The 14,977-nt window shown below is 38.0% G+C and carries 7 protein-coding genes; 2 read left to right on the forward strand and 5 right to left on the reverse strand.

Annotated features, from left to right (window positions below; all coding sequences use genetic code 11):
* Nucleotides 1–109 precede the first annotated feature (109 nt).
* On the reverse strand, nucleotides 110–637 hold the full coding sequence (locus tag BN1082_RS00665; RefSeq protein WP_342666623.1) for a hypothetical protein: 528 nt from the start codon (nucleotides 635–637) through the stop codon (nucleotides 110–112).
* A 220-nt stretch (nucleotides 638–857) separates the two neighbouring features.
* Nucleotides 858–2,711: a sigma-54 interaction domain-containing protein gene (locus BN1082_RS00670; protein ID WP_245640259.1), complete on the reverse strand. Its 1,854-nt coding sequence runs from the start codon at nucleotides 2,709–2,711 to the stop codon at nucleotides 858–860.
* Nucleotides 2,712–3,079: 368 nt separating this feature from the next.
* Between BN1082_RS00670 and BN1082_RS00675 the strand changes: the two genes are divergently transcribed.
* Together BN1082_RS00675 and BN1082_RS00680 are read left to right on the forward strand one after the other, a co-directional pair.
* A complete protein-coding gene (locus tag BN1082_RS00675; RefSeq protein ID WP_245640260.1) occupies nucleotides 3,080–4,573 on the forward strand; it encodes an aldehyde dehydrogenase family protein in 1,494 nt (497 codons plus the stop codon).
* Nucleotides 4,574–4,683: 110 nt separating this feature from the next.
* On the forward strand, nucleotides 4,684–6,198 hold the full coding sequence (locus tag BN1082_RS00680) for an APC family permease (protein ID WP_090629511.1): 1,515 nt from the start codon (nucleotides 4,684–4,686) through the stop codon (nucleotides 6,196–6,198).
* Between the two features lie 303 nt (nucleotides 6,199–6,501).
* Here BN1082_RS00680 and BN1082_RS00685 read toward each other — a convergent pair whose 3' ends face one another.
* The 3 genes from BN1082_RS00685 to BN1082_RS00695 all read right to left on the reverse strand — a co-directional run bounded on the left by BN1082_RS00685 (nucleotide 6,502) and on the right by BN1082_RS00695 (nucleotide 14,899).
* Nucleotides 6,502–7,710: a C40 family peptidase gene (locus BN1082_RS00685; RefSeq protein ID WP_218055133.1), complete on the reverse strand. Its 1,209-nt coding sequence runs from the start codon at nucleotides 7,708–7,710 to the stop codon at nucleotides 6,502–6,504.
* A 371-nt stretch (nucleotides 7,711–8,081) separates the two neighbouring features.
* On the reverse strand, nucleotides 8,082–10,115 hold the full coding sequence (locus tag BN1082_RS00690; protein ID WP_176699604.1) for an OmpL47-type beta-barrel domain-containing protein: 2,034 nt from the start codon (nucleotides 10,113–10,115) through the stop codon (nucleotides 8,082–8,084).
* An 80-nt stretch (nucleotides 10,116–10,195) separates the two neighbouring features.
* Entirely contained in the window at nucleotides 10,196–14,899 is a 4,704-nt protein-coding gene (locus BN1082_RS00695; protein ID WP_176699605.1) for a right-handed parallel beta-helix repeat-containing protein, read from the reverse strand.
* Nucleotides 14,900–14,977 lie beyond the last annotated feature (78 nt).

Raw genomic sequence — 14,977 nt, forward strand, 5'->3', positions numbered from 1 at the left:
CTTATGCGCCTGTGGGGTCTCCCCTGCCCCGTACTCCCGCAGGAGTCTCGCGCCTTCCGCTCCAATCAACATTGTTTCAAAAATCAACAATGACCTTTAACACAGCTTTTCATAAAAGGTTCTTTCTGGTAAATCCAGTAATAAACAAACAGGTCACAAATGCCACAACCGTTACTATTATTGAGAAAAATAATCCAATTGCTCCCATAAAAGTATCGTCACCTGGATAAGATGGTTTCAGTGTCACTAACCTATAGACAAAAATTAGTGTTAAGAATAGATAAAAGCCGCTTCCAATAGCCCCCATTTTCAAACGATTTCTTTTCGTACCTTGCCAAGCCCTATTGATGATTATCCAGGTAAAAATACTGCCAATTACTGCAATAAACATCACAATTAAATGAACGAATGGAATAAAGAAATACATCAATACATAGAGGACAAGAACTGTTAAAAAAAATAAAACAGCATTTATAACGAATAGGAATGCTCCAGAAAACCAAGGATTTTGAAACCATTTGGCATTTCTTAGTTTAATAATAAGGTTATTATTTTCCCCGATCAAACCTATGATTGGGTTTTTAAATAATAGTACAAGGAATATTCCAAGCAGACCAATTAATAATATCAACGACATCGACATATTCCCCCCTTAAATATGAATTGTATGTTAAACAATACCCAAACAGCCAACCTGTAATATTAATAACAGGATACATTATCAGCTAAAACCTAAACAAGCATTGAACAGTATTGTAGAGATAAATGATTAACAACTGACTTAACAAGTCGCTTCCCTATACCCATACGTTAATAATCTTTTAAAATATAGATTGCATATAATTCCGAATCATCTCTTAATTCGTTTTTAACATATTCTCTATTTTCTTTAACTCTGTTTCGATATAAGATCTAGTATGGTCAAATCCAATAATGGCCAAAACTTTTCCGTTATGATCCATTAAGGGAGCAAAACTGGTTTTCCATTCTCCGTAAATATCTTTATATAAAGGGGTGACTCCTGCTTCTCCATTCATTGCCTCAAATGCTACTTCCATATTTTCAGGCGGACCTTCATATATATTCCCAGTTGGAATCACGAAATCATCACTTGCTACAATAGTAAGCATTTTGTTATTATCTAAAGCTTTAAAAATGTAGACCCACTCAATGATTCCTTCTTGTTCTCTTATTTTCGTTAATTTTTTCTGAAGCTTCTTAAAAGTTGGGTTGGATGGTGAAACAGGATGATTCACTAATTCAGAGATTTCTTCTGGATGAATGACAGCAGCTGTAACAATAGCCATTGATCGTAATTGTTTATTTAGATGTTGCTCCAAAATGTATCTTTTATATGAAGGAGAGAGAGTTTCTTGTTGAATTTTTTCACGAATTTTTTTATATTTTCTACTCATTGTAGGTTGACTTAGATCCAGTGCTTTTGATGCAAGTTTAACCGATTTATATTTTTCCATAGCCATTTTAATTAACTGTTCTTCAATCATATCAACTGCTTCTTGCAGCGGAATAATGTGATCAATAATAGGAGGTTCCTTAACAACATCCTTTTTCCATGGAATGTAATTGTAAACTAAGCTTGAGTCTACGTTCAATTCTCTACTAGTCACAACTATTCTTTCAATCGTATTCTCTAATTGCCGAACATTTCCCGGCCAATCGTAAATACAAAATAAATCAATAGCATCTGGTAAAATATTGATGTTTCTATTATACAACGTATTATACTTTGCTATGAAGTGATAGGTTAGGTACGGAATCTCTTCTACTCTTTCCCGTAACGAAGGGATTTCAATTGGTACTACATTTAAACGATAATATAAGTCTTCTCTGAATCGTCCATCTCTGACCATTTTTTCTAATGATTGATTCGTTGCAGCTATGATTTGGACGTCAATATGAATCCGTTTTGAACTACCTAAAGGGGTGACTTCTTTTTCCTGTAAAATCCGAAGTAACTTTACCTGCAAGTTCAGTGGCAATTCAGCAATTTCATCGAGGAAAATAATCCCTTTATTTGCTTGTTCAAATTTTCCGGGAGCACCATTTTTGTTTGCACCACTAAATGCTCCACCGACATAACCAAATAATTCACTTTCTAATAAATTTTCCGGAATTGCACCACAGTTAACTGCAATAAAAGATTTAGTCCTTCTTTTTCCTAATTGATGAATCGTTTTAGCAACCATTTCTTTTCCTACACCAGATTCCCCTAATAAAAGAACTGTTGTTGAAACTTTTGAAACCATATCTATTATGTTAAATACATCTTTCATTTTTTGACTATGTACCACCAGTGAAGGAGTGTGTTTTGTTTCCGTTTCATCGGGTATTTCTGTTGACTCTATTAAATGATTGGAAATACTTTTTAATCCCCATATCATTAATTCCTCACTATTTAATGGAAACACGGTTATTAGAATACTACTGCCATTCCAAGCCTTTAATTGAAGAGAATGTACCTCTCTATTTAATAATAGTAAAATGGGATCACCAAAGAATGCAATTTCCTCTAGTTCAGTAAACCTTCCTTTAAAAGAGGTAGAGTTTGTTGACCAAAAGTTTTTCAGTTCTCCACTTCGATGTAAAACAGTTCCCTGTGAATTTGTTACAATAATTTCGTCGTAAATAGATAGAATACTCGATTGATAAGCTTGAAGTAGTTGTTCATTAGATAAATTGTTGGACCCCACCCATATTACACTCCCTTATTCGTAGCTAAAACAATCAGACTAGTTAGAAAAATTATTTCATATTTGAATAGAAATTTCAATTTTGAAATTATAATTTAACAAAAATAAGTGAACATATTATGTTTTCAATATTGGATGGTTATTTTTTAAATGAAATATTCGCAATATAATATAAATTGAGAATATATAGAGAACAAACGACATTAAATTTGGCACAAGAATTGCATTAATATTTAGTGAAATAATATTATTTTTCAATTATTCATTCGAAAAATTATTTTAAAGTTCATAGATTCTATGGTCTGCTAATTAATGCATTGCGGCCCAATATAATATACTCAAATATAAAATAATAGGAGGCTATTCTTATGACAACAACCACTCAAGTATTAGAATTAAAGATGTTTATTAATGGTGAATGGAGACTTTCTACTAATCCAGAAACCAATAAGGTTATTAATCCGGCAAATGGTGAATTAATTGCCATAGCTCCTAGAGCAACAATTGAAGAAACAGAAGAAGCAATTAAAGCGGCTAAAGAAACCTTTGAAAGTGGTGTTTGGTCAAAGTTAAGTGCACAAGAACGTGCGAATTACCTTTTGAAAATTGCTGATAAAATTGATGAAAAACACGATGAACTAGTAGAACTTGAAGTAAAAGATAATGGAAAAATCAAAGCCGAGGCTGATATTGATATACACGATGCTGCATCTTGTTTCCGCTATTATGCAGGTCTAATTAGAACTCCAGATGGAGAAACATATCATGTTGCGGATCCAATGCAAGCAATGGTCGTACGTGAACCAATTGGCGTTACAGGGTTAATTGTTCCTTGGAATTTCCCATTCCTAATGAGTGTTTGGAAATTTGCTCCTGCATTAGCGGCCGGAAATACGATTGTGTATAAACCAGCTGAAGTAACTCCAATAACAGCGACGAAATTAGTTGAAATTATTGATGAAGTTGGTGTCCCAAAAGGCGTAGTGAATTTGGTATTAGGAAAAGGTTCAGTAATTGGTGATGTAATTGCAAGCAGCCATGAGGTAGATATGGTTTCTTTTACAGGGAGCACTGAGGTGGGAAGAAGCATTATGCGTAACGCTGCAGGCAATATGAAAAAAATCTCCCTTGAACTAGGTGGAAAGTCCCCAAATATTATATTTGCTGATGCTGATTTTGAAGCTGCTGTTGATAATAGTTTAGTAGGTATTTTCTATGGCTCTGGTCAAGTATGTTCTGCTGGAAGCCGAATTATTGTGGAAGAAAGCATTTATGATCAATTCATTGAAGAGTTCGTAAGACGAGCCAAAAATATTAAAGTAGGACCAGGATTAGAAGAAGGATCCGAAATGGGTGCAATTGTAAGTCAAGCACAACTTAATACAATTCTAGATTATATTCAAATCGGTAAAACAGAAGGCGCAACATTGGCTTGCGGTGGAAATCGTATTACTGAAAATGGTTTAGATAAAGGATTCTTTGTTGAACCAACAGTATTCATTGATGTAACTCCAGAGATGCGTATCGTAAAAGAAGAAATCTTCGGCCCTGTTGCCGTTATTCAAAAGTTCAAAGATGAAGAGGAAGCGATTAATCTCGCAAATGACACTATATATGGTCTTGCCGGCGGCGTATTCACTTCAGATGGTGCAAAAGCAATGCGAGTGATTAAACAAGTACGTGCTGGTATTACTTGGATTAACACTTATGGACCAACTTATAATGAAGCTCCATGGCACGGGCATAAACAAAGTGGTATTGGTTCAAGCCTTGGAACATTTGGATTAGACGAATTCCAAGAAGTTAAACAAATTAACATCAATCTTGCTGTAGGACCAACAGGCTGGTTTTCCAAACAATAAATAAATATCATAATTGAAATATATATCTATCTATGTAAATTTCACTGAATATTACCGTAATTCTGTGTTAACGCAAGAATATAACTACTATTTTAAGGAGGATAATATACATGCAAGAAAATCTCAACAGACCTGCGTCAGAACATCATGATAGTGATGCTGCACATCTGGCGTCGCTAGGATACGAATCAGAATTTAAACGCGACATGAGTCCGTGGGCAAACTTTTCCCTTGGATTCACCTATCTTTCTCCTGTTGTAGGTGTTTACACAGTATTTGCCTACGCACTTGCGCAAGGCGGCCCACCAATGATTTGGAGCCTTATCATCTGTGGCCTTGGACAATTACTTGTCGCACTTGTCTTTAGTGAGATAGTTGCACAATTCCCAGTCGCAGGAGGCGTTTACCCTTGGGCCCGAAGATTATGGGGGCGGAAGTATGCGTGGATGACTGGCTGGGTTTATTTAATAGCTTTGTTTGTAACGATTGCCAGTGTTGTATATGGAGCTGGACCTTTTTTGGCACAGATTTTAGGTTTTAAAGAATCAGTGGACTCTACCATTATTTGTGCAATTATCATTATTGCACTATCGACGATCATCAATTTTCTTGGCACAAAGGCTCTCTCAGCTGCAGCTTTAATTGGTTTTACAGCTGAGATTATTGGTGCACTTGCAGTTGGTGGTTGGCTGCTTATTACACAAAGGCATCATGGTCTTAGTGTGCTCTTTGATTCTTTTGGTGCTCAAGGCAGCCATAATTACTTTTATGCGTTTGCTGCAGCTGGATTAATTGGTACTTTTCTATATTTTGGGTTCGAAGCTTGTGGTGATGTTGCGGAAGAAGTACCGAATCCAGGCGTTCTGATCCCAAAGGCAATGCGCCGAACGATTTACATTGGCGGTGCTGCAGCCACTTTTGTTTGTCTTGCTTTAGTACTATCAGTTGCCGATATTCCAGCAGTGATCGCTGGTAAGGACGCATCACCTGTTGATACATTATTAAAAGATGCTTTTGGTGTTGTTGGCGCGAAGATTGTACTGGGTATTGTGTTGATTTCTTTCATTTCATGTGCAATAAGTTTACAGGCGGCAGCCAGCAGACTTGCCTATTCTTATGGGCGTGATGACATGATTATAGGAAGCCGATTCTTAAAAAAGTTTTCATCTGCTCGTCACATTCCACCTTATTCGCTGCTTCTTGCAGCTATTGTTCCAGCAATCATTGTGCTTGGCTCAAAAGTGTCTACAGATGCGCTTACAAAAATAATCAGTTTTGCGTCGCTTGGCATTTATATTGGATTCCAAATGGTTGTCCTTGCTGCACTTCGAGCTAGACTAAAAGGATGGAAGCCAAGTGGCAAGTACCAATTGGGCAAGTGGGGCCTGCCTGTCAATATCGGTGCACTTGTCTACGGCATCATCGCAATAATCAACATGTGTTGGCCAAGAACGCCAGATGCACCTTGGTTTGATAACTATATCGTCCTCGTTTCAGGAGTTGTAGTTATTGTTGTTGGTATACTGTATATGATGATTCATCGTAGCTATGGACATAGCAATATGCCGTATAATGATGCAATACCGAAAAATGTACAAAACGAGCGCAATGACATTTCAATGTAGGTTTATTGCTAACTCATATTAGAATGGGTTGCTATATGATCGCCACTATGTTTATTCATTCAATTTTATTGAAGGCGCACTAGCGTCCGTTAGTATTTTGAACTGCACCCCAATTGTTGGACACACCTAACAATTGGAGGTGCAATTTTTCTATAGTCAAATATTCATTTAAATTAAAACTACAGGCAGTACTATATCACTTATGGAGAAAAGGAAAGGAAAGAAAAAAGAAAAGAAACGGAAGTGTTTTCCGTTTCTTAGTTAGATTATCAGATTACGTTTTAATATTTTTACAGTTTATTACTATTTCAGCACCCTAGAAGCACTAGTGAAATTAGCAGGATTGTAAGGAGAAATTTTCACCACATCCCCCGTTTGAGGAGCTTGGATAATCTGCCCGTTTCCAATATACATGACGACATGGTATGCAGGTTCACCATTGAATACTAAATCACCAGGCTGTACGTCATAAGGAGAAATTCTTTTACCAACGTTTTGTTGGTCTTGTGCTACCCTAGGAAGATTAATACCAACCTGACGATACACGTATCCCATTAAACCTGAACAATCAAATCCGCTCGGTGATGTCCCGCCCCAAACATAAGGAACACCTAAATATTGTTTGGCAATCGCAATTACCTGACTTGCCGTTGCAGAGGACGTATTATTATTATTATTGTTATTATTGTTTCCGCCCGTTGGTGGCTTGGATGTGCTGTTTCCCGAAGTTGGTTGTTGAGCCTGTTGCTGTTGTTGTGCTTTTTGTCTAGCCAATTCTTCAGCTTGTTGTTGAGCCAACTGTCGTGCTTGTTCTTGGGCTTTTTCGATTGCTAATTGTTCTGCTTTTTGCTGATCCTGCTGTTGTGCCAATTGACCTTGTTGCTGTTGTAAGGTATTTTTCGATTGAGCCAATGCCTGTTCTATTTCTTGTTTATTCGCTTCAATATTCTTTTGCTCGGACGCTAATTCATTCTGAGTCTTTTTTAAATTGTCTAATTCAGTATTTAATTGTTCCTTGGCATCTTTTAATGCTTGTTCTTTTTTATTGAGTTCCGACATTAAGTCGGAATCGCTTTGAAGAATTTGTGTAACAGCAAAAGAACGAGTGAAAAATTCGGATATATTATTAGACGAGAGTAAAACTTCTGCGTATGTACTAAGAGTCGATTGCTGTGACTGTAAACTTCTTAGTCTTGAAAAATAGTAGTCTTTGCGAATATCAAAGTCTTTTTGTGCTTTATCAATTTCAACCTTTGTCTTATCGATTTGCCCTTGTTGTTTTTTAATTTCATCGTTTAATTTTTGGGCTTTATCCATTCCGATGATAATTTGGTTGTCCAATTTTTGAATCTTCGTTTCTAAGTCATTGATTTGTCCTTGCGTCTGTGAAATAGCCCCTTGCGTTTGTGAAATTTTTGAATCTATTGGACTTGCAAAAGACGGAGTTGTTTGCATGACAGTAGATAAAACAGCAACCGCTACCACTGAATATTTGAGTGATTTCTTTTTCATAATTTTCCCCTTTTCCTTGCCTTCCATCTTGAAATTGAATTAGACATTCTAAATAAATAATACCACACAAATTGGCACATTTTGTTTGTCGAAAAGAAAAACGAGTCGAATTTCCTACTTTTAAAAAGTTTATCTGTATCCAGTAGTATAACCGAAGATTTTTCTAAATCCCTGCGTCTGCACATCGCTTCTTCATTTCCTTGATGGATTGTTTTATTTTCTCTAAATTTGTGTTGTTCCTTTAATTGTTCTTGTTCTCTATTTCTTGTACCGTAAAAAAAACACCAGCATAAGCTGGTGACAAATTATTACCAAATCTTTATATTAGTTTAATCTCTAAATCTGGCTGCAATCGAAATGGAAGGATTCGTTTAGTTATTTAATATTTTTTGAGCATCTGCATTCAAAACAGTTTTAGCTTTTTCACTGCTGCAATTACTTAATGCTTTATTATTAAGGTGGTCTGCAAAATCCTGTAAATGCTTAGCTGCATGATCAAGTCGGCCAATATCTAGCTGATGCTGAACCTGATTAAGATCATTTGTAAGCTGTGGTATTATCGGACCGTAGAGGTCGCCTGAATTAATATAGCCGTTTACCAACTGCATCATTGAGTCAATACTTGTTGTGACATTAAAGCTAAGCGTAGTTTCTAGCTTGTTGCCAGCTACATCCTCTAGTGTAACTAGAGCTGTAAAACTTCCTAGTTTCCCTGCCATGTCAATATCTACGCTCTGCTGTGTTTTAGTGTCAACAGTATAGACCTCACCGCCTATATTAATTTTTGCTGAAGCAATTCCAGATAAATCATCTGATACTTTAAAGGAAAGTGGTAAATAGTCATCAAAGGACGCTCCATCATTTAGGTTATTACCATTTACCATAAGATTAAAATACGGCATAGTTTTATCAATTTTTATAAACTGCTGCTTTGTCTCTTCAATATTACCTGCTCTGTCTATCGAGCGATATTCCAGCGTATAAACTCCCTCTTTATTTATGTCAAATGGCTTATTATAAGGAATCCAATCTCCGCTCTCGCCTATTCTGTATTCTGTCCTGTCAACGCCGGACAAGTTATCACTTGAAGTTAAAGTAACAGTAACAGTCGAATTATACCAATCATTCGACCCGTTTCCAATTACCTTCGTGGAAGTTACCGGTGCTGTATAATCTACTACAATTGGGATGTTATTTGATCGTATTATTGTACCATATAGATTAACAATTGCAGTAATAACTGCATTTCCTTCTTTATTAGGTGTTATTACTCCGTTGTTATCTACAGATGCTACCTCTGGATTACTGCTTACATACTGAATGTCAGCTTTTGTTAAATCTGCATCTATACCACTGTCAAGCTTTCCTGATATACTAATCTTTCCTTTGTTTGTCATGCCTAGCTCTGTTTTATCAGCAGCTATGGTTACAGCATTCAATTTATCAACTGTAAAGTTAACATTGTATGTCTTTGTGGAAGTTCCATTCTCAGCCGTTACTTTAATAGTTGTAGTACCTGGTAATGTTATTGCAGATGTTACCAATGCACTTGCATTACTATCTGTTGTAGTTGCAGCTATCGTTGGAACGATGGTTGTTCCTGCCGGTAATGTAAGATTGTATTCTGTTGTTCCCGCTGCAAAGCCGGTTATTGGTGTTCCGCCTACCGTAATTGAACTTAAGGTTGCATCTGTACTCTTTGCAACTGTAAAGTTTATTGTGTAGGTATTTGTTGTTGTTCCATCTTCTGCAGTTACAACTATGGTGGTTGTTCCTGATAGTGTTGCTGCATTTGTTATTACTTCTGTAGCATTATTATCAGTTGTTGTTGCAGTTACTACCGGAACTGTTGTTGTTCCTGCCGGCAATAATGCAGTGTAGTCTGTAGTTGTTGGTGCAAAGCCATTTATTGCGGTTCCTCCTACTGTAATTCCACTTAAAGTTGCATCATTGTTATTTACCTTAATGCTGATGGTAGCATTATTTGCGGCATAAACAGTTCCATCGGAACCGTTCCAAGTAAAAGAATCCGGTCCGTAATAATCGCTATTCGGTGTGTAAGTTAGATTCATCAGCTTATTGGATGGTATTACATCTCCTGCAGATACTGCCGTACCGTTAAGTTTCAATACTCCATTAGTCGGTAAACTGTCAATACGAACATCTGTCATAATGTTGCCGTCCGGATCAGTAAAACCAAAACTTGAATCACTAATTGCATTTGTTACACCAGTATTTACTTTCACATTGGTATTCGCCAACACCGGCGGGTTATTTGAACCTTGAAGAAGTACGTCTATTGCAGTAGCCTGTCCCATATTGATGCCATCAAATCCTATTACGCTGATTGTGCGGCTTAAACCTGTGGGTGTTGCACTTGTGTTCCGATACTGTACCGACTGCAACGCTGCCTGCCACTGCGCTTTTGTGGCACCGGCGGCAGATGTCAGGGTCATTAATCCTGTAGTACTATCATAAGTGCCAGCTATATCGCCGGTATTTGCATAACCAGTGAAGGACAATATATCCTCTGTCGGCATAAAGCCTTTTGAACCTCTGCAGTAGCCGGTATAGCCGCTGTGTCAACATCAGAGAAATTGATACCGCTGTCAATGGTTACACCATTTGAACCATTTAGGTATGTGCTTGTATTGCCAGATGCTGTTATACTTGGGCCTGCTGTATCAGCTAAACCTGTAATTTTAAAGTTATCCCAGTAATAAGTTGGAGTTGTGTCCATACCATTTGTCCAAAAACTACCTAATGCTATTTGTCCGCTGCTTCCTCCATTCAAAAACAATGAATCGTTTTGATTATTAGGTGAAGTATACAAAAGTTGATTGTCTACATATAGATTTACGTTACCATCTGTGGCAGTAGTAGAAAAGTCAATCTTAAATTGATGCCATCCCGTGCTCCTTGGAATTAAACCAACAGTAACTGGTAATCCTGCTGTAGTGTTATTTATAGGTAAAAATTTTGTACCATAAGTAGTTCCAAGGGCTGTTGATCTGAAACAATAATAATCGGACGATCCATTTGTAGTTCCACTAGCCGCATCATACGCGGTTCCAAGGAAAAAGGTATTATTTGCTCCATATATAGCCAATACTTGATCTACACGCTTGGCACTAGTATTATATGGATCGTAGAACCATACCGATACTGTTTTGCCCATCAGACCACCTGTAGGAATACCGCTGGCAAGCTTCATAGCATCTATATTCGCATTTGTAGCATTAGCAGTCGAGCTTGCTTGATACTTGAATGCTCTATTACCATCATAACTGCCACTTGTAGCTACTGATGGGGTTTGGTGACCAGCTGTATTAGACCCATCCACCCAAGTGCTTCCAGACAAAATGGAACCTGTATAACTCTCAAAGTTGTCAAAAACTGCCGTCTGTACGACGTTAATCCATATGTTCTTGATGGCAATGCTGCCGCCATTTGAGGTATCATCAGCCTTAACGGTGATTGTATGAAAACCGGTACTGAGCTTGCTACCCGAGCTGAAAGGTGTTGTTCCGTCCACAGTCATACTCAGAGCCACTGGATTTGCGGCATTAGGTATACTACTGGCAGCACTCACACTTAAGTTCACCGCCGCTGTGGTATCACTGATAGTTTCAGTACCGACTGTCAGGCTGCTAGGGGCGGTGATTTGGGGCAATGTGGCTCCTGATGGAGAAATGAGCAATCCGTTGGTTATACGTACATTGTCAAAATAGCCTTTGCCTTGTATTCCATCAGCAAAGAAGTCACCCATTGCTATGGTGTTAAATCCTGTAATACTACTAGTGGATGCAACTAATGTATTGTCAATATACATGTTCAGTCCTTTTCCCGACGAATAGTCAAAGGTCAGGGTATGCCAACCCTTGGTACGTTTGACTGATGATGTCTTCCATGTAGTGCTTCCTAGATTATAGGAATAATTCTGTATGGAATTAGCTGTAATGACGCCCATTCCGTACATAGAGGACTGGTTTCCGAAATTTGTGCTTCCACTTTGATCCACATGTGCGCTAATATTATTGTTATATGAAAAGTTATCGTAAAAATCTATTGTTGCAACCTTACTGTATGTTGAACCAAATACCTTGTAGATAGCTCCCTGGTCCTGTCCTCCTACTTGATAACTGTGAATGCCTTCATTGAAAACAGTGCTGCTTAGAGCCGGTGCTCCGTATCCCCACGACCATGAAGAGAAAGTAGGATCTTCAAAACCATCCTTATATTGGGTTAATGTAGATCCAGGACCAAATGGATCTTGCAGTATATCCTCAGCTAATCCAAAGGCATCAACATAGCCTAACAAACTACCGCCAGCCTTGCTTGCATATATAGTTGCACTTGTAGAATTTGGTCCAGTTACGAATTTAATAGTCTTTTGCTGCAATTGACCTGATGAATTAACATAACCAACCCCATTAGTGCCAGTTACAGTTGCTGTAAGGTCATGTCCGCCATAACCTGTTACTCCAAAAGTAATATCTTCAGTGGTCGGAGGAGCTGAATTATACAGCTTGAAGCCGTCAAGATATCCAGATTTTCCTGCACCTTTAAACACAAAGTATAATTTATGATTTGCTCCGTCTGTTGGCACTCCTGTTAGTGTAAAATCCGTATACATCCATTGAGTAGTTTTACTTTGATATGTTGCGCCATTAAAATTAGACATCAATGTGCCAGTTGGACTATCAAGATGTACCTCTATAGTACTTGCTGTAGTCTTACCGTAAGTACCGATAGATATGGAATTGTCCAGGTCCCCTGGAACACCGAAATTTATATTATCAAATTCAAGATACGGAAAAGGAGCTGCAGAAACACTATTTACATTTGTTAATCCTGTTTCAACTCTATAATTCAATGTATCGAAATCCGATGCATTTGATTTAGCGTCAGCATTTTCTGCTTGATATAATTTGCCATTAATTCTTCCCCAGGAAGTCATTGTATACGAAGTATTTGGCTTAAGGCCTGTTATAGTCTGCTCTATTTTAGCTCCTGCAGGAAGAACTGCTGAGTTACTGTTAAATCTGTTTAGGGACGTAATTTTGTAATCCCATGCATTTTGTGTATTTATATAAGGAGAACCACTATCAACTGTCCAACCAGCTAGTGAACCCGGGCCTGCAAATCCCGCTCCAGTCAGTCCCAAATCTTTTGGTCCGTTACCTTGTTCAAAACCGGGATTTTTAACAAGGTTTTTATAAGGAATTGATGAATTTAACTGGAATGCAGCATTTACAGAAGATGGATTACTAAGGTTACAACCCACTGACTTTGTCCAATCAGGCCCATTTCCAACTGCCCCAATATTAGGTGCTGCGCCTGTATACCCATCGGTTACACCGGGTATAACTTTGCCTTTACCAAGGGCCGGTGAAGTAGCTGTCAAGCTAAAGTCCGGAGGAGTTGCTGTTGGCGCTTTCCAACCAGTTGCTGGAAAATTTGCCAAGTTTTTGGAAGTTACTTCAGTTGAATTAGTAGCTTCAGTTCCACCGGCAATTTCATTTATAACCTTTGTACCAGTAGAATCAACGTAATCTAACGGGCCAGGATTAGTATACTCAGTCACATTACCTTTAATCGTATTATTTTCCCAAAGCTGATATTCATTTGGACCGTTTTCCAGCGCTGCAGAAGTACCAGCGCAATTATAAACGATGTTGTTATAAATAGCTAAATTATGGGTTGAGTTATCAGTATATATACCGCTGCCACCTAAGCCCCCTGGACTAGCTATATCATGAACTATGTTGTTGTGTATTTCACTTCCGCCATAATCACTATCAACTAAGTATACTGCTCCTCCATCACTTGATAGCTTCATACAGTTGTTTATATCATTATATTGTATTACTGAGCTGGTGAAAGTACCACCTATTCCAGCACGTGCGCAATTTGAAATAGTATTGTTGCTGATAAGCTGATTATAGCCGAATATTCTTATGCCATCGGCATAATTGTGGTTAAAATCAACATCATGCACATAATTATTTATGGCATTATTATCATGTCCACTAAATACTATACCTGCACCATACATATTGTGTACTTCGCAGTCTCTGATTGTATTGTGGTCACCGTCCAGAGTTAACCCTTTAGTGTAACCTTCGTTGTAGTTAATTCCAACAGGTTCGTTGTTGTCAACAGCTTGGACATCAGCACCCTGCAATGTACAATAGTGGGAGTTCGCAAAGTTTACACCGGCAGCTCTTAAGTTGATTCCTTTTATTGTTACATTTGACCTTCCAGATAATTCAAATGCGTAATCTCTTGCTTTTGCTTCAACAACATGACCATTAGGGTCACTCTTATCCGGTGTGATGAAATACAATTTTTGATTGGTAACATCCTTGTACCACTCAGTTGCGGTATTCAATACTGCCTTAATCCTGGTTATATAATATACGGAATTGCCAATAGTAGGATTATATCCCGTTGCAGTAAAAGGCCAGTTAATAGTAACTGTACCTGTAGTTACTGTAGATGTATTACCTGTAATAGCTGCAGTTAAGCTTGAATAACCGTTTCCTGATACAGTCCAAAGCATGGCTCCTGCCAGTGCATTGTCAGCAAATACGGCGTTCTTTAAGTTGTTATCATTAAAGGAGGTCATTGGGCCAGTTACCGGAGTTGGCACCACTGTGGTATACTTTTCATAATTTGTCTTAGTAAGTAAACCTGAAACCGGTATGTCCGGCCAGCTTGCCTCTTTCATTAATTGGCCATCGCTGAATATGATGTTACCGGCGCCGTTATACATATCCCAATTCATAGGTGCAACATAAACACCTAATGAAGAGTAGTTGGTATCAGTATCAGGAGTCCACCCGGTAATAAGATTACAGCCGGATATTGTTACATTGGCACCTTGATAATTGGTATATGTAACATTGTCAGCCTTAGGTGTTACATCTTCCCTATACACGCCTGCAAGGATATTTACAGTATCTCCCGACACTGCAACATCCGCCGCTTTTTGAATTGTCTTGAAAGCAGTACTTGGACTTTGTCCATTATTGGCATCGTTTCCATTTGATTCGTCAACATAGTAGTTGGTTGTAGCTGCCATAGCTGGTACTGCCGGTATTGATATGAATGACGTAAATATCATCAGCAATGCCAAGAGTATGGCTATATTCTTTTTTACCAATTTAACGGTTTTTTTAATCATAGTTAACCCCCTTAAATATTTCTTAAGGAACCATACTACCCCCGGTCCGCCCAAATGAGGTGGACAGCGTTTTTCATT

This window comes from Neobacillus massiliamazoniensis (assembly GCF_001048695.1).
Lineage (GTDB): Bacteria > Bacillota > Bacilli > Bacillales > Cytobacillaceae > Neobacillus > Neobacillus massiliamazoniensis.

Bases quoted from the DNA above. Each gene is read 5' to 3' on its own strand.
- BN1082_RS00675 (WP_245640260.1), top strand. From the start codon at position 3,080: ATGACAACAACCACTCAAGTATTAGAATTAAAGATGTTTATTAATGGT.
- BN1082_RS00680 (WP_090629511.1), top strand. From the start codon at position 4,684: ATGCAAGAAAATCTCAACAGACCTGCGTCAGAACATCATGATAGTGAT.
- BN1082_RS00665 (WP_342666623.1), bottom strand. From the start codon at position 637: ATGTCGTTGATATTATTAATTGGTCTGCTTGGAATATTCCTTGTACTA.
- BN1082_RS00695 (WP_176699605.1), bottom strand. From the start codon at position 14,899: ATGATTAAAAAAACCGTTAAATTGGTAAAAAAGAATATAGCCATACTC.
- BN1082_RS00685 (WP_218055133.1), bottom strand. From the start codon at position 7,710: ATGAAAAAGAAATCACTCAAATATTCAGTGGTAGCGGTTGCTGTTTTA.